This is a genomic window from Shewanella sp. BJSY2023SW001 (genome assembly GCF_047314685.1).
Taxonomy (GTDB): Bacteria; Pseudomonadota; Gammaproteobacteria; order Enterobacterales; family Shewanellaceae; genus Shewanella; species Shewanella indica.
On sequence record NZ_JBKORF010000036.1, the window covers coordinates 128807 to 149828 of the forward strand.

At 53.1% G+C, this 21022-nt stretch carries 22 protein-coding genes and 1 riboswitch; of the genes, 5 read left to right on the forward strand and 17 right to left on the reverse strand.

Features of this window, described 5'->3' with window-relative positions; translation table 11 throughout:
* Positions 1 to 17 precede the first annotated feature (17 nt).
* The 5 genes from ACMHXH_RS08770 to hinT all read right to left on the reverse strand — a co-directional run bounded on the left by ACMHXH_RS08770 (position 18) and on the right by hinT (position 4194).
* Positions 18 to 2174 carry a TonB-dependent receptor gene (locus tag ACMHXH_RS08770; RefSeq protein ID WP_144361928.1) on the reverse strand — a complete coding sequence of 719 codons (2157 nt, stop codon included), beginning with the start codon at positions 2172 to 2174 and terminating at the stop codon, positions 18 to 20.
* A gap of 55 nt (positions 2175 to 2229) precedes the next feature.
* Positions 2230 to 2339, reverse strand: a riboswitch (TPP riboswitch).
* 145 nt (positions 2340 to 2484) lie between these two features.
* Complete coding sequence (locus ACMHXH_RS08775) at positions 2485 to 2874, reverse strand: YcfL family protein (protein WP_039032744.1); 390 nt, start codon at positions 2872 to 2874, stop codon at positions 2485 to 2487.
* A gap of 17 nt (positions 2875 to 2891) precedes the next feature.
* Positions 2892 to 3344, reverse strand: a complete 453-nt coding sequence (locus ACMHXH_RS08780; protein WP_039032743.1) for a PaaI family thioesterase — start codon at positions 3342 to 3344, stop codon at positions 2892 to 2894.
* On the reverse strand, positions 3341 to 3841 hold the full coding sequence (locus ACMHXH_RS08785; protein WP_039032742.1) for a PaaI family thioesterase: 501 nt from the start codon (positions 3839 to 3841) through the stop codon (positions 3341 to 3343). Before ACMHXH_RS08785 ends, ACMHXH_RS08780 begins: the two co-directional genes overlap by 4 nt.
* Positions 3838 to 4194: a purine nucleoside phosphoramidase gene (gene hinT, locus ACMHXH_RS08790; protein ID WP_335911595.1), complete on the reverse strand. Its 357-nt coding sequence runs from the start codon at positions 4192 to 4194 to the stop codon at positions 3838 to 3840. The genes ACMHXH_RS08785 and hinT overlap by 4 nt, the downstream gene beginning before the upstream one ends.
* A gap of 241 nt (positions 4195 to 4435) precedes the next feature.
* On the opposite strand from hinT, the gene ACMHXH_RS08795 reads away from it, so the two are divergent.
* Entirely contained in the window at positions 4436 to 6190 is a 1755-nt protein-coding gene (locus ACMHXH_RS08795) for a PDZ domain-containing protein (protein WP_335911597.1), read from the forward strand.
* Between the two features lie 513 nt (positions 6191 to 6703).
* Here the strand turns inward: ACMHXH_RS08795 and ACMHXH_RS08800 are convergent.
* Positions 6704 to 6835 (reverse strand): hypothetical protein, encoded by a 132-nt coding sequence (locus ACMHXH_RS08800; protein WP_256213880.1) that lies wholly within the window; start codon positions 6833 to 6835, stop codon positions 6704 to 6706.
* A 183-nt stretch (positions 6836 to 7018) separates the two neighbouring features.
* Here ACMHXH_RS08800 and ACMHXH_RS08805 point away from each other — a divergent pair, with 183 nt between their 5' ends.
* The gene (locus ACMHXH_RS08805; protein WP_039032739.1) at positions 7019 to 7759 is read left to right on the forward strand and encodes a cytochrome b/b6 domain-containing protein; all 741 of its coding nucleotides are present in this window, start codon (positions 7019 to 7021) and stop codon (positions 7757 to 7759) included.
* 97 nt (positions 7760 to 7856) lie between these two features.
* On the opposite strand, the gene cctA is transcribed toward ACMHXH_RS08805, so the two are convergent.
* Positions 7857 to 8204 (reverse strand): tetraheme c-type cytochrome CctA, encoded by a 348-nt coding sequence (cctA, locus tag ACMHXH_RS08810; protein WP_039032738.1) that lies wholly within the window; start codon positions 8202 to 8204, stop codon positions 7857 to 7859.
* A 307-nt stretch (positions 8205 to 8511) separates the two neighbouring features.
* Positions 8512 to 9375, reverse strand: coding sequence for a protease HtpX (gene htpX / locus ACMHXH_RS08815; protein ID WP_071475976.1), 864 nt, complete (start codon positions 9373 to 9375; stop codon positions 8512 to 8514).
* Positions 9376 to 9661: 286 nt separating this feature from the next.
* Between htpX and pepE the strand changes: the two genes are divergently transcribed.
* Complete coding sequence (gene pepE / locus ACMHXH_RS08820; RefSeq protein WP_039032736.1) at positions 9662 to 10372, forward strand: dipeptidase PepE; 711 nt, start codon at positions 9662 to 9664, stop codon at positions 10370 to 10372.
* Positions 10373 to 10418: 46 nt separating this feature from the next.
* Here pepE and bioD read toward each other — a convergent pair whose 3' ends face one another.
* Genes bioD through bioB form a run of 4 tightly spaced genes read right to left on the reverse strand, consistent with a single transcriptional unit; the run spans position 10419 to position 14145 of the window.
* A complete protein-coding gene (bioD, locus tag ACMHXH_RS08825) occupies positions 10419 to 11108 on the reverse strand; it encodes a dethiobiotin synthase (protein WP_039032872.1) in 690 nt (229 codons plus the stop codon).
* A 37-nt stretch (positions 11109 to 11145) separates the two neighbouring features.
* Positions 11146 to 11937 (reverse strand): methyltransferase domain-containing protein, encoded by a 792-nt coding sequence (locus tag ACMHXH_RS08830; RefSeq protein WP_093983147.1) that lies wholly within the window; start codon positions 11935 to 11937, stop codon positions 11146 to 11148.
* A complete protein-coding gene (locus tag ACMHXH_RS08835; protein ID WP_093983148.1) occupies positions 11934 to 13079 on the reverse strand; it encodes an aminotransferase class I/II-fold pyridoxal phosphate-dependent enzyme in 1146 nt (381 codons plus the stop codon). The genes ACMHXH_RS08830 and ACMHXH_RS08835 overlap by 4 nt, the downstream gene beginning before the upstream one ends.
* 1 nt (position 13080) lies before the next feature.
* Entirely contained in the window at positions 13081 to 14145 is a 1065-nt protein-coding gene (bioB, locus tag ACMHXH_RS08840) for a biotin synthase BioB (RefSeq protein ID WP_039032871.1), read from the reverse strand.
* Positions 14146 to 14319: 174 nt separating this feature from the next.
* On the opposite strand from bioB, the gene bioA reads away from it, so the two are divergent.
* Complete coding sequence (gene bioA, locus ACMHXH_RS08845) at positions 14320 to 15636, forward strand: adenosylmethionine--8-amino-7-oxononanoate transaminase (RefSeq protein ID WP_335911601.1); 1317 nt, start codon at positions 14320 to 14322, stop codon at positions 15634 to 15636.
* A gap of 112 nt (positions 15637 to 15748) precedes the next feature.
* Here the strand turns inward: bioA and ACMHXH_RS08850 are convergent, their stop codons facing one another.
* The 3 genes from ACMHXH_RS08850 to cobB form a co-directional block, all read right to left on the reverse strand.
* Positions 15749 to 17782, reverse strand: coding sequence for a multiheme c-type cytochrome (locus ACMHXH_RS08850; protein ID WP_335911603.1), 2034 nt, complete (start codon positions 17780 to 17782; stop codon positions 15749 to 15751).
* A gap of 352 nt (positions 17783 to 18134) precedes the next feature.
* Positions 18135 to 18614 (reverse strand): AAA family ATPase, encoded by a 480-nt coding sequence (locus ACMHXH_RS08855; protein WP_039032731.1) that lies wholly within the window; start codon positions 18612 to 18614, stop codon positions 18135 to 18137.
* The gene (gene cobB, locus ACMHXH_RS08860; protein WP_039032730.1) at positions 18614 to 19348 is read right to left on the reverse strand and encodes a Sir2 family NAD+-dependent deacetylase; all 735 of its coding nucleotides are present in this window, start codon (positions 19346 to 19348) and stop codon (positions 18614 to 18616) included. Before cobB ends, ACMHXH_RS08855 begins: the two co-directional genes overlap by 1 nt.
* A 260-nt stretch (positions 19349 to 19608) precedes the next feature.
* Here cobB and fur point away from each other — a divergent pair, with 260 nt between their 5' ends.
* Positions 19609 to 20040, forward strand: a complete 432-nt coding sequence (gene fur, locus ACMHXH_RS08865) for a ferric iron uptake transcriptional regulator (RefSeq protein ID WP_025011008.1) — start codon at positions 19609 to 19611, stop codon at positions 20038 to 20040.
* A 54-nt stretch (positions 20041 to 20094) separates the two neighbouring features.
* On the opposite strand, the gene ACMHXH_RS08870 is transcribed toward fur, so the two are convergent.
* Both ACMHXH_RS08870 and rnk read right to left on the reverse strand, forming a co-directional pair.
* Positions 20095 to 20376 (reverse strand): hypothetical protein, encoded by a 282-nt coding sequence (locus ACMHXH_RS08870; RefSeq protein ID WP_039032729.1) that lies wholly within the window; start codon positions 20374 to 20376, stop codon positions 20095 to 20097.
* Between the two features lie 91 nt (positions 20377 to 20467).
* Positions 20468 to 20881: a nucleoside diphosphate kinase regulator gene (gene rnk / locus ACMHXH_RS08875; protein ID WP_039032728.1), complete on the reverse strand. Its 414-nt coding sequence runs from the start codon at positions 20879 to 20881 to the stop codon at positions 20468 to 20470.
* Positions 20882 to 21022 lie beyond the last annotated feature (141 nt).

Consider the following 21022-nt stretch of genomic DNA (forward strand, 5'->3'; position numbering starts at 1 on the left):
GACAACGGCTTATGCCATCAGATAAATTTGACGTTGAAGGTCACACCAATCTGGCGTGGGTCCCCGTAGCGGATATATTGCTTCTCGGCCCAGTTTTGATCCGGCTCATTGCCGAAGTAGAAACCGCGCACGCCGTATTTTTCATCGAACAGGTTGCGGCCCCAGAGGTAAACCGACCACTTGTCTGCCTCATAGCCCAGCTTGGCGTTGACCACTTGATAGTCTTCAGAGCGGGAATCATTGCTGTCTGAGTAGTAGAACGCACTCTTGCCACTGCTGTTGAGGTTGGCAAACCAGCCCATGTCATTGCGCCAGGTCATGCCGAGACTATAGGTCCATCTCGGCGAGTGGGCCAGTTCCCGGCCGCTGAGATCCACAGGGTTGCCATATTTATCCTGATACAGGTAATCACCGTATTCTGTCTGCAGATACCCAAGGCTGGTGTAGAACTGCAGTGAATCTGTGGGATACCAGTTGGCTTCCAGCTCGGCGCCATAGTTATTGGAGCTGCCGGCGTTTTCGGTGAACAGAATAAAGCGCTGGGGATCGACAGGATCCTGCAGTGAGGCCGCTACCTGCTGATCTTCCCTGTCCATAAAGAACAGTGCCAGACGGGTATCCAGCAAGCCATCGGCCCAGCTGGATTTCAGCCCCAGTTCATAGTTGTAGAGGATTTCGGTATCGAACTCTTTCTTGTCGGCCAGCTCCTGGGGCAGCGTCATATTAAAACCACCGGCCTTGTAGCCTCTAGCTATCCGAACATAGGCTTCATGGTGTTCAGCCAGCGCCTTGGATAGGGCGATATGGCCGCCCCACATGTTTTCCGATGGGCTAAAGGCATCACCATTGCTGTCGCTGTAGTCACTCTCACGTCGCTCGATACGAGCACCGATAGACAGGCTGTAGCCCGCCCCCAGATCTGAGTCCAACTGGGCAAACACCGCATAGTTACTGGCGCTGTAGCGGGAAGTCAGCACTTCATCCGGCCCGCCGTTGTATTCAGAGTAGAGATCATTGTCCTCATCGAGATCCATAAAATAGAGCCCGGCCAGCCAGTCGGTGCTGCCGCCGAAAATCCGCCCGGCCTCGTTGGAGCTGAATCTGAACTCCTGTGACAGAGTGCGCCGCTCGCCACGCTTATCCCAGGTGTAATCGTACTCACAGGGTGCGCCGCCGCACTCTTTTCCGGCCCAGTAATCCGGGTTGGCCCAGTCACCGTCGTAACCGTGGTGATGATCTGTGGCGGCATAGCTTGACAGGGACACCAGCTCAAAAGCCTCAAAGCCGGTATAACTCAGCTTGAGGCTGGAACCCGTGGTGCGCTGTTTGTCGACGCCCGGCGCATCGGTAATGGTATCGAAGCCGTTATTGTCCAGAGTCCAGGCATCATAACCATTGTCAAAATCGGCGTGCAGTAGAGTGAAGTCTGCCTGCAACTTGTCGGTGGCGTACCAGCGCAGCTTGATACGGCCGCTGAATTCATCACGCTCATTGGTATCGTCACGGCCCAGATACAGGTTGTCGCGATAACCGTTCTGCTTGTGTTGCTGCAGCGCCACACGATAGAGCAGCTTGCCGGAATCTGTCACTGGGCCGGAACTGAAGCCGCTGAAGGTTTGCAGATTATCATTACCGAGCGAGACTTCGGCGCCGTGCTCGAATACGTCTGTGGGATCATTGCTCTTGAGATAGATAAGACCGGCCAGGGCATTGGCGCCATAGCGGGTGCCCTGAGGGCCACGCAGCACTTCAAACTGCTGCAGATCGTACAGGCTGGAAACGCTGCCCAGCCCGGAGAGATCGATATCATCGATAATAAAGCCCACAGAGGAGTTGGGCGCTCCCTGGTATTGCTCCTGCTCACCGACCCCGCGGATCTGGAAGTATCTTGGCCGGGAGCTGGCACCTGACCAGTTGAAGTTGGCTACGTTACCCAGCATATCTTCGAAATGCTCGGCGCCTTGATCTTCAATGCGCTGCTCGTCGATAACAGTCACGCTGGAGGGCATCTTCTCCAGCGTCAGGCCACGAAAGTCGCCGCTGACGACTATCACTTCCATGGCTTGTTGCTCATCTTGCTTTTCAACGCCGGGATTATCGGCGGCATGAACGGGTGCCCACAGCAGCATCTGAATGGTACTGGCGAGCAGAGTAGGTACGGTAAACTTGGACATAGGACCTCAAATATTCACAGTTTGAGATCCGGCAATAAGAAAGCGAGTTGAAAGTGCACGAATTGTGGCCCATTCCTACGCCGGTACTAGCCGGATCAGGTTCTAAGGGTTCGTCATACGACATCTCAGTCAACCGCAATGCGGTAAACACCCCTTGGCGAGGGCCAGTATACACGAGTTACCAACAAAAGTGAGCCAGGTTGCCAAATTGTATCTGGGGGGATAAAAAACCGCCCACACCAATAGTCCCGTTCGTTGAGCATCAACTGGAATAATGGTTCGGGCGGCAGTGGTGCCGAGGTTGCAACTTTTAGTTTGAAAAGGCCTCGCGCACATAGATCTCAAAACGACTGGCAGTCGGATTCGGCGCCACGGCGCTCACCTGCAACTGCTGTTTACCATGCAGCTTGACCGACTTCCAGGACACACCTTCATCATCCAGGGTATAACCGCTGGCGTCATACCAGGTGAATTTGTACTGAACACGCATATCGGTAGCGACTTTGCTGCTGATGGTGGCAGTGCCTCTGAGCAAGCCGCCCTCGCCTCTTGCCATCAAGTCACCGACACTCACCGAGCGGGCAAAGCTGCTGTTGTCGATGCGACTTTCACCGGTCGAGCTGGCATACACCCCGGCCGTATGGTTGGCGCAGCCTGCCAGAGCCAGCAGGGTTGCTGCTATTACCAAGACTTTTTTCATCTGCCAATCCCTTATTCTCAATCAATCAAAAAGTGTGCCCGGGCGGTTGCAATCAGCTGCTTGCGGTTGGTCTGCCAGCAGTCGATATTGACATTGGCCACTCGCCGTCCCTGACGGGTTATTCGGCACTCGGCGAAACTATCCTTATGATAACCGGCACGTAAGTAGTCGATGGAAAAATCAACCACCTTAGGCACCTTACTGGTTTGCATAAACACCATAAGCTGGATGATGGCCGACATCTCCATAAACCCGGCTATCACGCCGCCATGAATGGCCGGCAGTACCGGGTTACCTATGTTGTCATCTTTGGCCGGCAAGCGAAACACCAGCTCATCGCCAAACCGTTCTACCAACATGCCAATAAAGCGGGCGTAGGGAACATGCTCAAGTAAATGACTGAAATCATTGGTTTCTGTCACTTTGGCAACTATGCTTTTTACATCCAGGGATGCCTTGGGATCTGTCATTTCGTCTCCTCACCCATCAGTGCCTTACGGAAAGTGTCCCCAATCATTTCAGGGCTTATCCGCATAAAGGAGCCAACCGCATGGGCGATGGGGTCGTCTATGCTGTCCTGATAGGCGATGGCCCGGGTAAACGCGACGCTGGATGACAACTTATAACACTCGGCAAAACCATACACCGGCTTGTGGGGCTCGGCGGGCTTCATATAGTCGACCCGCAGATCCAGAGTCGGCGAGATCTCCAGCGAACCGTATTTGTCCTTGATGGCACAAACCACGGCGCAGCCACTGGCAGTATCCATCAAAGTGGTGATAACCCCACCATGGATAACTCCGGTTTCAGGGTAACCCACCAGCTCGGTGCTGTAAGGCAACTCTATCAGTACATGGTGTTCACTGCCCTCATGCACCTTGAGCCCGAGGCGACGGCACTGGGCCAACTGGTTGACAAAACGGCTCGCCAGGGTCGTCAGCGGGAAAAACTCCGGATTGACTTTCATGACGCTGAACTCACCATAGGCCCCAAGGCTTTACCGCCAAGCAGATGCATGTGGATGTGGAACACTTCCTGGCCGCCATGCTCATTACAGTTAATGATTAAACGATAGCCGTCCTTCGCGATCCCGGCTTCGGCGGCCAACTTGGCGGCCACTGTCACCATACGGCCTATGGCCTGCTCGTCGGAGGCCTTGGCGTCATTGACTGTGGGGATCAGATGATTGGGCACTATCAGCAGATGGGTGGGAGCCTTGGGATTGATATCCCGAAAGGCAGTCACCAACTCGTCCTGATACAGTATGTCCGTGGGTATTTCACGGCGAATAATTTTGCTGAATATGGTTTCTTCGGCCATTTTGCCACTCTCCGGTGTATCGGTTCAGACTCGGCCCAAGGGCCAAATCACTGTGTTCTTGGCAGTATAATACCATTCGGCCCAGAGATGTAATCGGCCGCGGCGATTTGCCCCCCAAGCCTGTTAAAACTCGGCAAGTAATTGCCGCGGCCTGGCTTTTTTGGCAGCATTGTCGCCATGCTCAGCCGGAGATGAACCAATTTGGCTCCCGGCACTCGCCAACGATTCATACGGATATCAGATGATCAGTTATCAGATTTGCCCCATAGATCCACACGCTCACCTGTTCGAGGTCAAAATCACCATTCAGGCTCCGGCCCCGAGACAGGAACTTTGGTTGCCATGCTGGATCCCAGGCAGCTACATGGTTCGCGATTTTTGTCGCAATATCATAGATATTCAAGCCTTTGATGAGCTGGAGCGTCCACTCAGCATTACTCAGCTCGACAAGCAGCGCTGGCAGATAAATTCCAATGCCGAATCACTGCAACTGCGCTACTCGGTTTATGCCTGGGATATGTCGGTGCGCAGCGCCCACCTGGATCAGACCCACGGCTTTTTCAACGGCAGCAGCGTCTTTCTTGCGGTGGCCGGCAAAGAGCTTGAGCCGCTGGAGCTGGAAATTCTGCCTCCCAAAGAGGAAGCCAACTGGCAACTGGCAACAACCCTGAGTCGAATCGAAGGTGAAGAGTGGCAGTTCGGCCGTTTCAGCGCCGCCAACTATGATGAGCTTATCGACCATCCGGTGGAGATGGGCACTTTTACCCACGGCAGCTTTGAGGCCTGTGGCGTGCGCCATGATGTGATACTGACAGGGCGTCACCGCTGCCACATGCCCAGGCTGCTTGACGATCTCAAGGCTATTTGCGAGAGCCAAATCCGCCTCTTCGGTGAAGCGCCGTTTGAGCGCTACCTGTTTATGACTCAGGTATTGGGCAATGGCTTTGGAGGGCTGGAACACAGAGCCTCCACCGCCCTGCACTGCTCCCGCAAAGATCTGCCGCTGAGTATGGAGATGCCGGTCAATAAGGATTACCGCACTTATCTGTCGCTCTGCAGTCACGAATACTTCCACAGCTGGAACGTCAAACGCATTAAGCCGGCCAGCTTTATTCCCTACGCGCTGGAAGCCGAGAGCTACACCCGTCAGCTGTGGGCTTATGAAGGCATCACTTCCTACTATGATGACCTGATGACACTCAGAGCCAACAGGGTTTCCAGTGAGCAATATCTGGAGATGCTATCCCAGACCATGACCCGGGTATATCGCATGCCGGGCAGGCAGTTGCAGAGCCTGACAGAATCAAGCTTCAACGCCTGGACCAAGTTCTACAAACAGGATGAAAACGCCGCCAACGCCATCGTCAGCTATTACACCAAGGGAGCTTTGTTTGCCCTGTATCTGGACTTGACTCTGAGACTGGAAACCCAGGGAAAATACACACTGGATAACCTGATGCAAAAGCTGTGGCAGGCCTTTGGCAGCCAGGGGATAGGCACTGAAGATGACTCCCATCGCCGCCTCTATGAGGAGCTGCTTGGCCGGGATGCCAGCGCAGAATTTGCCTTTCTGGATAATACCCAAGAGTTGCCACTGGCGCCCCTGCTGGCGCAATTCGGAATCGAGATGCAGCTTCGCAGTGCCCAAGGCGCTCAGGATCAGGGCGGCGGGGATGTTGAGGGGCAAAAAATCGGCTTGGGAGCCCGCTACAAGGCTGAAGCCCTGGGATTAAGGATTGTAAGTGTGACCAACGGCAGCGCGGCTCACAGCGCCGGGCTCGCGGCTCAGGATTTGCTAATCGCCGCCAATGGTCTGCAGGTCGGCGCTCAATTTGAAAATGAACTGCAACAATATGAGCCCGGCGATAGTCTGGAGTTGCACTTCTTCCGCCGTGATGAGCTGATGACAGGCCTGCTGCCTATCAAACCGGCGGCAATAGATACTGTGTCACTCAAGCTCACCGAACCAGCCAAAGCCAAGGCCTGGCTGGGTTAAGGAAGGTGCGAACAAGTCCCATGCGTGCTCTGCGTCGGCTTACAGGCCTGGATGCAAGGCGTGGTTCGCAGCAAATGGCCCTAGTCCTTTGCAAGAAGCATAACACAGCAGGCAGGCCTGTAAGCCACGCCCTTTGGGGCTTTCACAGCAACCGGCTCTCTACGTTATCCGACTTCGACAGGCCCCGGCATGCCTTCAGTCAGATGCCTTGAACGCCAATTGCTGTGTAAGCCAGAGTGCCGCGAGGACTTATTCGCACCTTCCCTAACTCTCGGCCACAGCGGCCATCAAGTGACGCTGGGCCCAGGTCATCACCTGGGCCCGGTTGCTTAAATTCAGTTTGCGAAATACCCGCTAAAGATGGTTCTTGACCGCAGACGGCAACAGCAGGCATTCATACTCCACCCTTTTGGGGATACCACTTTGCGACCGCGACTCCTGGCGACCTGTTTAAGAATCTTATAGCCCAAGGCCAACGCCACTGTAACCAAATCCAGCAACAGAGTGTCGACATCACATCAGTGTCCATCTATCGGGAGATAAGCAGGACAAGCGTATCAGAAACTCCTGCGGCCAAGGGATATTCATCAGCTCGGTCAACAGAGCAGTTCTGGAAACCACCAGCCAGTGCATCACCTTGAACATAGGTTGCCCTCAGCTAAACACCCGCGAAATTTGCATTAACGAAACATAAGCATCAAATCAGACAGCTGCTTGAAACGGAAGTACAGATCTCTGCCAAAAAACTCAAAATGAATAAGAGTTAACTGAACAAGCGCCGCCCCAGGCATTAACATAAAGGGGTAAAACAGATCTGGGGGATCAAACATGGAAACAAATACTGCGGGCGAAGTGCGCCTGTCTCGCTATAAGGCCTGGGATCTTCCCACTCGCCTTTTTCATTGGATAAACCTACTTTTGGTGCTGCTGATGATGACCATCGGCGGGATAATGATGTTCAAATCTAACTTTGGGATCAGTGGTCTCGATGCGAAAATCGGCTTAAAGACACTGCACGTCTGGATAGGTTATGCCTTTGCCATCAACCTGGCATTCAGATTGTTGTGGGGATTATTCGGCCCCATCAAGGCGCGTCTAGGTAAACTACTCCCAAAGAAAGGGGAATTGGCAGGCTATCGCGCAGCCCTCAAGAAAGGCGAAAATCCACAATATCTCGGCCATAATCCGGCAGGCAAACTGGCGGTTATCGCTCTGTTTGGTCTGCTGACCCTGATCATGGTGACAGGTTTAGTGCGAGCCGGTACTGACATCTTCTATCCACCACTGGGCGGCATGGTTCAGGAATATATCGCCGCGGATGGGGTTGAACCTGCCAGTCTCAAACCCTACGATGACACAGGCGTTAATCCAGACAAGGCTGCAGCGATTAAGGGCGCCAAAGGCTTGGCAGGGAAAGTCCATGTCTACAGCGTATATCTGTTACTTCTCTTGGTATTGCTGCATATAGCCGCGGTGATCCACGCCGAGCGTAAGCGTCAGCCCGGTATTATTTCAGCTATGTTTTCCGGCAATAAATATCTGCCAACAACGCCGCTGGATAAAGACTGACAGTGATATGGGCTCACCACACAGAGCCAGAGATAAGCACAAGCCAGAAACAATAACGCCGGCATCAAGCCGGCGTTGTCATTCGTGCGATATGCGCTTACTTCAGAGTGCTTTCCGAAGTACGGCCGTCATCGTGGCAGCTATCGCAGGTAGGCTTCTGACCTACGTTCATGTCATGGGGAGCGTGGCAGTCAGCACACATCAAAGCGCCATCGTGTGGCTTGTGTACCGCGTCCATTTCTGCCAGCGAACCGTGACAGCTCTGACACTGTTCAAATTCATAGGCGCCATCAGCTGAAGGGGAACCATCGGCATGACAGCTTTCACAGCCACCCATATCCGCGTGGAAATCTGACAGTTTCTGATCTTCTGCAAAAGCAGATGGTGACATGGCCAGCGCGGCCAAACCGGCACCGAACAACACACTTAAGAGTTTCTTGCTCACAATAATATCCTCCGATGATGACAGTCGAGCAAAGGTTCTTATGTCAGGTATGACCTTTGTCTCACTATCAGTAAATAGCACGACTTGGATTAACTTAGCCAAGCTTTTGCCAATTGGCAAACTAATTCTGAGTCGCCGCCACTTTAACAACTTGCGCAAAAGCAAAATGTGCGCTGAATCATGTAACCATCGGTTAATTACGGAATTTTACATTTTGTTTACCTATAAACATCTGTATCAATAAGCGTTTCAAGCGCATAAAAAAGGAGACCAACAGGTCTCCTTTAGAGAAAGTATCGCTGAATTATTAGCGGTTTCTCAGCGCTTCAATACGCTTTTCAAGCGGTGGGTGACTCATAAAGAGTTCAGTCATTGAACGCTTGCCATTGATACCGAAGGCCGACATATTGGCCGGCATGGCACCGGTTTCCGGCCCGGTACGCAGACGTTCAAGGGCCGCAATCATCTTGTTCTTACCGGCAAGGCGAGCGGCACCTTCGTCGGCGCGGAACTCACGAATGCGGGAGAAGTATGCCACCACAATGGATGCCAGAATACCAAACAGCATATCCAGCACAAATACCACAGCCATGTAAGCGATAGTGCCCAAGCCTTCACCCTCTTCATCGTTGCTGGCAACAAAGTTGTTGACGATACCGGCAACCACGCGGGCGGCGAAGATAACAAAGGTGTTCACCACGCCCTGGATCAGGGTCAGTGTCACCATGTCACCGTTGGCCACGTGGCTGACTTCGTGCGCCAGTACGGCTTCGACTTCATCGGCGCTCATACCGTAAAGCAAGCCTGTACTCACGGCTACCAGAGAGTTGTTTTTACTTGGGCCTGTAGCAAAGGCGTTCAGTTCAGGCGATTGGTAAATAGCCACTTCCGGCATCTTAATCCCGGCCTGCTGCGCCTGACGGGCTACGGTCTCGAGCAACCAACGCTCTGTGTTATCACGGGGCTGAGTGATCACCTCACAACCCATAGTTTTCTTGGCCATCCATTTGGAAATCGCCAAACTGATAAAGGCGCCACCAAAACCGAAGATCGCCGCAAATACCAGCAAGCCACCCATGGTTTGAGTATTGACACCCAAAATAGACATGACAATCGATGCCACCAACAGAATGGCAAGGTTAGTCAAAATCAATAGAAATACACGCTTCATATCAGCTCCTGTAAGGTACCCTTGTACCGGAATTGCGTCATTGCAGACATAATATGTCCACTTGGCGGGAATTCAAGAGGAAAAAGGTAAATTATTGTTTAGCTTTCTGCCTAAACGCCCCGGCTACGCAGAGGAAGCAGTCTAGGTAGAGTTGATTAAATCAAACTTAATCAATTGCCGAGTGCGGCTTTTTAACGCGACCAAAAGCACCTGTGGCGATTGTTGAGTGTAAAGGCTTTTTGTTACCATCAAGCAACGCAAATCAATCTGAAGGACAGCGACGATTATGACAATAAATACCCTGCTGCTCAGCAGCTCCCGCGCTGGCGATACCCCCTACCTGGAACATGCCCTGCCCTATATTGAGCCCATGGCAGAAAAAGCCCGCAAGTGGATATTTATCCCTTATGCCGGTGTCAGCATGAGCTACGACAACTATCTGGAAGCCGTGGTTAATGGCCTGGCACCATTGAGGCTGGATATCTCCTCTATCCATCAACATGGCGACCCCAAGCAGGCCATTCGCGATGCTGACGGCATTCTGGTTGGCGGTGGCAACACCTTCCACCTGTTGCATGAGTTGTACCGCTACGACCTGCTGCATCTGATCAAAGAGGAAGTCGCCGCCGGCAAACCCTATATCGGCTGGAGTGCAGGCTCAAATATTGCCGGCCTCAGCATACGTACCACCAATGATATGCCTATTATAGAGCCGCCATCATTCAGTGCCCTTGGCCTGCTGCCACTGCAAATCAATCCGCATTACAGCAACTACAAAACGCCGGGGCATAATGGTGAAACCCGGGCCCAGCGCTTGCTTGAGTTTACTTGTGTCGATCCCAAGACGCCGGTACTGGCCATCCAGGAAGGCAGCGCCCTGTTGCTTAAGGACAATAAACTGAGTCTTTTGGGAGATAAGGAAGCTTATCTGTTCAGCGGTGTAGAGCAGGAGATCCCCGTGCCTGTAGGCAGTGATCTTTCCAATCTATTGAGCTAAAAAAACCTCGGCCCCACGGGGCCTTGCTGCTTTTTAACTCCAGGGCTCAAGCATGCGCTTTGGCCAGCAGAGGGCTCAAATCCAGGTGCTGAGACATGGCCTCGGCACTGGGATGAGCCAGATGCGGCACCACTCCCAACAGCGGCGCCTGCATCAAGTCTTTAAGGCTGGCCAGGTTTTCATCGAAGCGACTCATATCGGCTTCGGCGCGGTTGGCGACCCAACCGGCGATTTCAAGTCCATCGGCGCGGATCACCTCCTGGGTCAACACCGCATGATTAAGACAGCCAAGCTTCATTCCGACCACCAGAATCACGGGCAGAGCCAGTCCCTGCACCGCTTCCGATAAGAAACGCCCCTCCCCCAAAGGCAAACGCCAACCGCCGGCCCCTTCTATCAGGCAGAAATCAGCCATGGCAAACTGGGTAAAATCCAGCGCCGCCAGTACCGCCTCTGGGCTGATATCCAGGCCGAGATCGGCGGCAGCAATATGAGGGGCAATCGCCGGCTCAAAACTGAAAGGATTTACCTTGTCGTACTGCAGTTTCAGAGTGGATTCATCCATCAAGGCCAGGGCGTCCGGGTTTCTCAGCCCGTAAGGAGTGTTATGGCAACCCGAGGCCAGAGGTTTGACCCCCAAGGTTTTCAAGCCATGCTCGACTCGTGCCTTATGCAGCAGAGCGGCTCCGACCTGAGTCTTGCCACTGTCGGTATCTGTACCTGTTACAAAAAAAATCATCGCTGAACTACCCCTACAGCCAAAACATCAATGGTTATTTTCGAGCCTGAACCATTACTATCCTGTATGTCAGCGGCAATCCCTTGTCCGTTCTAAGGACCTCGGCCTGCCCGTTAAGTGTATGCCAAAAACCCTTTCCCTTGAGCCCGGCGCCTGAGTTTTTGTCTGCGCCGACTGAAGCGCCGACCCCCTTGATGGAGTAAAGCAATTCCCTGAGATTGGCAAAGTGGCACTGGAAGGTGCGGCTTTGCGTGTGCAAGCTCTGCCAGGGATGCTGGCCCAGCGCTTGCGCCAACATATCCTCGGCTGCAAACGCCTTGACTCGCAGCCCCAGCGTCTGTAATTCGGGCAAACTGCCGCGGGCTACTATGGCAAGGCGCGCCGAGCCGCCCGGGCGCATAACCCGAAAAATCTCTGCCAAGGCGGCCGGAATATCGCCGCACCACTGCAGCGCCAGATTGGAATAAACCGCATCAAAGCTGTTGTCGCCAAAGGGAAGCTGCTCGGCATCGCCACAAACAGCCTGATAATAGGGGAAGTTTCCCTTCAGCTGCTTGAGCATTCCGCTGGCGATATCCAGGGCGGTCACGCTTTGGGGGCCGAGCGTGGCAAAAGCCGTGCCCGGACCTGCACCTATATCCAGCAGTTTTCCTGAGTGTAGGCAATCGTTCCAGTCAAGTAAGGCTTCGGCCGTCAGACGCTGCACCTTATTGTGGCGCCCATAAGCGCTTGCCGCCTTGGAAAAACGCCCGGCGACGTCACCAAGCGGCACGGATTGCACCAGGCCTGTATGATTGGCCAGAGGCTCATGACTCATGTTGCTCATGCCATCAGCTCCGCCAGTGCCGAGGCCAAGGCCAGTATATCCTGCTCCCTGTGCTCGGCGCTCAGGGTAATACGCAGTCTGGCACTGCCTTGGGGGACTGTGGGTGGCCGAATCGCCCCCACCAGGAAGCCGCGTTCCAAAAGCCTTGCCGCCAGCGCCATACACCTGCCACTCTCTCCCACCAACAGAGGTTGAATTGGCGACTCAGATGGCATCAAGGAGATCCCCGCCGCTTGGCAGCTGCGGCGAAACAAAGCGATATTGGCGTTGAGGCGCTCGAGCAAAGGCTCTTGCTGGATCAGCTCCAGAGCCCCGTGCACGCCCATACAGCAGGCCGGTGACAGCGCGGTGGAATAGATGTATTCACGGGCATTGGCCACCAGATAGTCTATCAATTCCTGCGAGCCCACAATCGCCGCGCCCTGACCACCTAGCGCCTTGCCAAATGTCACCAAGCGGGCAAATACCGGCAAGGGTGAAGACTCAAATAGGCCGAAGCCGTGGGCATCATCGAGAATAAGCGGGCTGCCGTGCTCTTGGCACAAGTGGCTCAATTTACCAAGCGGCGCCCTGTCGCCATCCATGCTGAACACGGTTTCGGTGAGCACAGCGCTGCCGGGATGCCGGGCCAAAAGCGTTGTGGCGGCCGCCATATCGTTATGGGCAAAACGCCGTATTTTGGCCTTTGAGTCGCGCAGACCATCTATCATGGAGGCGTGCACCAATTTGTCGGCAATCACTGTATCTTCGGCGCTAAACAGGGTTTTCATCAGCGCAGTGTTGGCGGCAAAACCACAACTGAACAGTAACGCCGCTTCTGCACCGAGTGCCCGGCACAGACCTTGTTCCAGCTTGAGATGCGCCTCGCTGTAACCTGAAACCAGAGGTGAAGCGCCGCTGCCGCAGCCATAGAGAGTTGCCCCCTTGGCAAGCGCAGAGATGACCTTGGGATGACGGGCCAGGCCCAGATAATCATTGGCGGCAAAATCCAGCAATGGTTTGCCACTATCTGTTGCATGGGCAACAGGATGCAATAGTCGCTCACGGCCGGGCGCTGCAGCGAAGCAGCGCCTTTGCCTGAGCAAGCCGCCGCGCGCAAGCTCCTCACGGCGGTGGGCCATTTTGTCCAGCAATGAGGTCAAGTTACAGGGCTCCGGCGTCGTAAAACTGTCCCTGAGCCTTGTTATTGATAGCCTCTGCCTTGGCCGCGACGCGGGCTATTTCGGCGCCCTCTTCCTCGACCGTGGCGGCCTTGCCTTGCTCCGGGGTCAATCCCAGACGGCGGAACAGGCTCATATCGTCATTTTCTTCCGGGTTGGCGGTGGTCAACAGCTTGCACCCATAGAAAATCGAGTTGGCCCCGGCAAAGAAACACATGGCCTGCAGCTCATCTGTCATATTTTCACGCCCGGCCGACAAGCGAACCCGCGACAAAGGCATCATGATTCTGGCCACGGCTATGGTGCGCACAAACTCCAGTGGATCCAGGTCGTCCAGGCTATCCAGCGGCGTACCGGCCACCTTGACCAACATATTGATAGGCACAGAGTCGGGATGTTGCTCCAGATTGGCCAACTGCTGCAGCAAACCCGCCCTGTCGGTGGCCTGCTCGCCCATGCCGACAATCCCGCCGGAGCACACCTTCATACCGGCGGCGCGCACATTGGCCAGGGTGTCCAACCGCTGCTGATAGGTGCGGGTGGTGATGATGTCACCATAGTATTCCGGCGAGGTATCCAAGTTATGGTTGTAGTAATCCAGCCCGGCTTCGGCCAGTTCGTTGGCCTGGTTTTCGCTGAGCATACCCAGAGTCATACAGGTTTCCATTCCCAGGGATTTAACCTCCTGCACCATCTGCTTGAGATAAGGCATATCGCGCTCATGCGGGTTACGCCAGGCGGCTCCCATGCAGAAGCGGGTCGCCCCGGCTGCCTTGGCACTTCTGGCCTCTGTCAGTACCTTTTCCATCTCCAGCAGACGCTCTTTTTCCAACCCTGTGTCGTAGCGGGCGCTCTGGGGACAATATTTACAGTCTTCCGGACAGGCCCCCGTCTTGATTGACAACAGACGACTGACCTGAACTTCATTGGGATTGAAATGGGTTCTGTGCACGCTGTGGGCACGAAACAACAAATCATTCATCGGCAGGGCAAAGAGGGCTTCAACCTCTTCGCGGCGCCAGTCATGGCGCAGCTCTGTATTGGACATATTCTGTGTTACCTGAGTCTGATCTATTTGTTGCTGAAGCCGATTTTGCCGATTAATCCATCGGGCTCCGGGTTCAGTTGGCTGCTTGAAGGCCTGAATTATTTTCGTTAGCATACCCGCGACACTCTCACTGTCAACGCCAACCAGTTGCACAGGTTTACCTTTGGTTAATATATGAGCATAGATTATCGTTTTGACCGTCAGCATATCTGGCATCCCTACACTTCCATGAGCCACACCCTACCCGTTTATGGGGTCAAAGCCGCCAAGGGCGTACGCCTGACGCTGGAGGATGGTCGCGAGCTCATCGACGGCACCAGTTCCTGGTGGGCCTGCGTCCATGGTTACAGCCACCCGGCAATTCTCAGCGCCATGGAAGATCAACTCAAACGCCTGAGCCATGTGATGTTCGGAGGGATCACCCATGAGAGCGCCATAGAACTGTGTCGCCAACTCATCACTATTACCCCGGAGCCATTGACCAAGGTGTTCCTGGCTGACTCAGGCTCCATTGCGGTGGAGGTGGCGCTGAAGATGGCACTGCAATACTGGCAAGGACAAAACAAGACAGAAAAAAACCGCATCATGACGGTCAAGCAGGGCTACCATGGCGACACATTCGCCGCCATGAGCGTCTGCGACCCGGAGGGCGGCATGCACACCATGTTTGGTGACAATGTGGCCCGGCAACTGTTTGCCCCGGCGCCGAGTACACCCTTCGGTGAAGCCGCTAAAGCAGATGACATCGCCGGACTCGAGGCCATGCTGGCCGAACACGGCAAACAAACCGCCGCGCTGATCCTCGAACCCATAATGCAAGGTGCCGGTGGCATGTGGTTTTACAGCGCCGACTATCTCAAGGCAGCAAGAGCCCTGTGCGACAAGTACGATGTACTGCTGATCCTGGATGAAATCGCCACAGGTTTTGGCCGCACCGGTAAGCTGTTTGCCTGCGAACACGCCGACATAGCGCCGGACATCATGTGTGTCGGTAAGGCGCTCACCGGCGGCTATATCAGTCTGGCGGCGACGCTGTGCAGCGATAAAGTGGCGGCCGGCATAGACAGCTCCCCTGCCGGCGTATTTATGCATGGGCCAACCTTTATGGCCAATCCTCTGGCCTGTAGTGCTGCCCGCGCCAGCCTGGCCCTGCTGGCAAACGGTGAGTGGCAAGCTCAGGTCAAGGCCATTGAAACTCAGCTTAAACAGGAACTGGCACCGGCAGCAGCACTGCCGGAAGTCAAAGCAGTACGGGTGCTTGGCGCCGTCGGCGTACTGGAGATGCACAGACAGGTCAATACCGCCGCGCTGCAGGCCGAATTTGTTGCCCGCGGCGTGTGGATCCGCCCCTTTGGTAAACTCATCTATATCATGCCGCCCTATGGTATCAGCGCAGAAGAGCTGAGCTGCCTGAGCCGGGCCATGCTGGAAGTGGCCGCACTGACGAGCAAGCAAAATCAAGATGACAGCGCCTTCGTCAGTCACGGCTGAGCCCGCTACACCTCAACTCTACTCAGGACAGCAAAAAAAGCGGCTCAAATGAGCCGCTTTGTCTTGAGGTAAACCAAGCCTTGCAGGGAATGTTTACTCAATAAAACGCTAATTAGAACTTATGGTACTTATCGATACCAAAGGTTCTGCCTGTGTCATGACAAGTCGCACAGGATTCGGCACTTGGCTGCTTGAACCACTCAACCGCCGGAATATCCACGCTGATATCACCGCCGTTCTGGCTCATGTGTGCCTTGGCTGAATCACTGGTGTGGCAGGCATAACAGTTTGCGGTGACCGGGCTGGTCATCTTGCTGCCGGGCTCCAGAATATACTGGTTGGGCACAGCGGCCAGCGACAGGCCATCCTGGTGACAGGCCACACAACTGCTGGCCGGTGCAATCGCTGCGGCGCCGTTGGCTTTTCCTGTCTGACTCCAGTTACCATCGGCATCCTGAGCCACTTCACCGACGGTTGCCCCCTTACCCCAGTGCCAGCTGTGGATCATGGGACCGAAGCCGGCACCATAATCGGCACTGGTACGGGCCATTCCGTTGCCGTGACAAGCAATACAACCCTTACCACCGTTATCGAACTCACCGTTCTTGTGGAAGGCAGTCACATCGTTATGACAGGTAATGCAGCTGCTGTCGGCCACCACCTGACGCCGATCAAAGCCGGAGATCTTGCTGCCATCGGCCGGATTGACGACATCTGAGTAAGCTGTGAAGGAGACCCCCATGGAGCCGTCATAGCCATTGGCACGAATGCGATCGCGAGTTTGACCACGTACCTTGTCATCATAATGCTGCCAACCTTCGCTGGAGAAAGTCACCCGCGCCGAGAACATATAACCGGCATTCTCATACCCTGCGGCTATGTTGGCCGCCGCATAACACACAGTGCGGGTGCCATCGGCATTATCCGTCTTGGTTTCTGAATTACGGGTGCCCGGGCGGCCCACCAGGCCATGGTTGTCATAGGCATGCAGATATGCGCCGGCATAGACTATCGGCTTGGCGGCAACATAACCGGCATTGGAAGGTTCGGCATTATAGTTGTTGCTGATATTGACCAGATTACCCTCTTTATCCTTGACACTGATGGTAGAACACCAACCACCGGCACCATCGGTTTCAGGAGTAGAAAGTTCAACTGTGTAAGCCGCTCGCAGTGCTTGCAACTTGGTGATCCCCACCTTCTGCTCATGCAGCTCACGGAAATCCAGGCCATTTGAAGGCACTATATCGCCTATCGGGGTTCCTTCTTTACCATGGCAATCGATACAACCAGGGCCGGTAAAGTTGCTGTTAATAGGCGCATCTGTATGACAACTGCTGCAGTTGAGCACGCTGAAGTCTTTGCTGAACTCCCTGTGATTGATATGACCTATCCTGGATAAGGTATTGCTGGCATAACCACCGATAGAGAATCCCTCATCGTTGGTCACTGTTTTGCTGACTGAGCCATGACAAACCAAACAGCCGGCAATAAAATCTACTTCACCGTCCATGCCTTCAGCCACATAGCCGGCGTGACGACGTGGGCTCTGGGAGTAGTCCACGTGACAGGCATAACAGGCTTCAGTGGTAGTACTGAATTGACCCTCCGGCTTATTGACAACCAATGCCTTTGAACGGGCAATGGCATCATTACCGCCAACACGCAGCCAAACAATGCCTTCAGTGGCAGCATTAACACCTGCCATCGGCGCTTCAAATATATAATGTCCATCATCTACTTGAGTTAACTTGGCACCTTCTGTTGCCTGAGTTACCGCGCCGCCGACATGAACATTGTCCTCTACATTATTAATTGGATTTTCATCCCGATTGAGAATAAAACCTTTGGCAGTCAAAGCAGCCACTTTGGCCTGAACATTGGTAAGGTCATTAATTAAATTACCATTTTCATCCGTCACTTCAAACTCGTAGGTAATTGTCCCCTCACCCAAAGTATAATTAATCACTTTAACTTGGGTTTCAACCGATTGGGTTACTGGAGGATTCGTCCCGGGTTTTCCCGGTTCCCCCGGTTTACCTGGCTCACCAGGCGCACCATCTCGGCCATCATCACCATCACTGCAGCCTGCAAGCAGTATTGCCATCACCATCAAAGCAACTCTTTTCTTTTTAAATATGGTCATCTTTCTCTCCTACCCAAGCACAGGCATACTGTTTGCTCAGCCTTTGTTTTATGGCGAACAACCTCGACTCCCGAAACTCAAGCGAAAGTTATAATAATGATTAATGGGTCTATCCTGACCCGTGAAGATATTATGACCAAAAATAAAATAAAAGAGTGAGCAAAGACACAAGATATAACAAGGAAACAAATTAACACTAATGTTATTATTAAAACAACCTTAAAAATAAAAACAATATTAATGGCTGTCTTTGTTTTAAATAAAAGTCAACTCGGCTATTTCTTTAGTAGAACCATTTTATACCGATATATTGCAATTTCTGAAACCAGATATTTTAATTCCCGCCAAGAAGTTATTTTTCAATTGTCTGAAATTGGCTGGCCATTCTTTGAATGGATTTAAGACTGACACCATGTTTATTTCGCTCGGCACACTCTTGCAGATGTGTTTTGCAACGCACATCACCAATCTGCTGAATATGCACTCGGTAACCCAAGGCCTTCGCAGCCGCTTGATAGGCAGCGAACTCCCACAGCGCCATGTTGGTATTATCACAGATAACCACAGGCACCCCGGTTGCCAATGCCTCGATGAAACGACTCAGATTGAGTTGATGAAATTCCGCCAAACGCGCAGCATCGAAACAATAACGGTCATTTCGATAAAAGAAACGGTCGGTTGAGCAAAGGCCCTTCTCAGTAATACACTGTACAAGCTCTACAGATAGTTCCTGGATAAACTGACGAACCCAGTAGGATTTGCCGCTACCCGGCAGACCGCGCATTATGATCGCCAAGCGACTGTTACCATCGATAGTACGTGGCTCAGGCATCAGTTATGCCCGGTTTGGTTACAGATAGACTGACCCGCAAGAATACGCTCCACCAGTGGCGCTACCATCTCACTGGCCTTTCCTTGTAAATGGATCTGAAACTGGCTGTGTCTGTCTGCCGGCATCAGATTGACCTCAACGGTGAGCGCACCATGGTGATTGGCGCTATCGACAAAACCGGCAGCGGGATAGACAGTGCCAGAGGTGCCAATGGCAATGAAGAGATCGCAGTGATCCAGCGCATCGTGAATTCTATCCATTCCCAGAGGCATTTCACCGAACCAAACCACGTGAGGCCGCAAACGCTGAGCTGGAATACAGCAAGTGCAGGTATTCTCAGGCCCGAAGGGTTCGTGCAATGTAAAAGTTTGCCGGGAGCGCGGACAACGCCCTTTGGAAAGCTCGCCGTGCATATGCAGCAAGCGCCTGGAGCCTGCTCTCTCGTGCAGATCGTCTATGTTTTGGGTGACAATAAGCAGCTCCCCCTCAAACTCTTGCTCAAGGCGAGAGAGCGCCGTATGAGCAGCGTTGGGTTCTATATTGCCCGAATGCAGTTGTTGCCAACGACCATTGTAAAAACGTTCAACCAGCTCAGGGTCACGTTCATAACCTTCAGGAGTCGCCACATCCTCGATATGATGTTCTTCCCACAGGCCATCTTGATCCCTGAAGGTACGTAAACCGGACTCGGCAGAGATCCCGGCGCCGGTTAAAATCACGATTCGACGATGCATCTGGTATCCTTTTGTTTTTCTGCCATCCTGCCAATAGCGACTCAACAGCGCAATTATGCCTTGGTATAACCATACAAAATGTATGCTTAAATTGCTTGTTTTTATTCAAAATTATGCCGATTATAGCTAAGTTACCCCACAGAAGTACCAAAAGCCGGATCAGAGGTTTAAGTTTTAGAACAGTACACATATAATGGGGTCTATTATCCACGGACGAACCTATGTGTAATACCAAGGGTTCTGCAATCAAGAGATTAGCCATGACAGATGGAAATCAAGCGCTGAAGAAAGCGGGTTTGAAAATCACCCTGCCACGAGTCAAAATCCTGGAGCTGATGCAAGAACCGGAAAACCAGCATATCAGTGCCGAAGACTTATATAAGAAATTGCTGGATATCGGCGAAGAGATAGGTTTGGCTACTGTTTATCGGGTATTAAATCAGTTTGACGATGCCGGCATTGTCAGCCGCCACCACTTCGAAAGTGGCAAAGCCGTATTTGAACTCTCCACCCAACATCATCATGATCACCTGGTGTGCCTGAGCTGTGGCAAAGTGATCGAGTTTTCTGATGACCTTATCGAGCGTCGTCAGCATGAAATTGCCATGCGACACAATATCAAGCTCACCAATCACAGCCTCTACCTCTATGGCGTCTGCACCAACGACAAGTGCGATCACGGCCAAGAGTGATAATTAAAAAAACCAGCGCCAAGCGCTGGTTTTTTATTGTCGGTAATCTTGAAATTACCAATTCAAAGCCAAAGGCTCACCCTTCTTCCTTGGGCAGGCATGACTGAAAAGCATCGGGTCCGCATAACAAAGAAAACGGTTATTGGCGAAAAGCCGGAATAACCAGTCTCCCTCTTCGGCGAACTGCGCCGGAGGCGTCAGATTACCCACATGCTTGGGCTCCAGACCGGCAAACTGCATCAGCTTGTCGGCATCATGTTCACTGATCAACTGTGGATCCGCCGGTAATTTACCGCTGCCGGCAGAAAAACCATTGTGGACAAAGTACTGCTTCATCTTTATCTCCTTTCCCTGTCGTTGGTACATTCCGAGTGACCTGAAGAACTATCACTCTCATATCCATCCAAAGCCTTACCGGCTCCGGTGCCTAGCGGTGAAAATCACCAGAACGTTCCGGTTGATAGATGATCTCTTCAATCCGCACTTTCACCATGCCACCACCGGGACCCGGCCATTCGATTTCATCTCCCTGGGCCAAACCCAACAAGGCGCCGCCAACAGGTGCCAGAATCGAAATTTTACCGGCGCTGCCATCGGCATCTTTTGGATAAACCAGGCGCAAGGTGAACTCTTCATTTGAGGAAGACATACGAAAACGGACTTCAGAGTTCATGGTTACTACATTATCCGGCATCTCCTTGGATGGCCTGATTTCTGCCCGCTCCAGTTCAGCCTCGAGTGCTTGATGGCCGGGAAAGGCATTCGCCGGCAATGACTCCAGCAAACGCTCCAGGCGATCCATATCCACTTCAGAAATTACTATATTAGGTTGTGTACTCACAGCAATCCTCTACTTTTCAGAAAAGCCGCCTGAGCGGCCCCACATCGGGTCATCCCTTCCCCCATTGAGGGTTGACGCCAATACCCAATCGCTGAAAATCGCCTGACAGGCGTTTCAGACAAATTCAGCTTGATCTTCGAA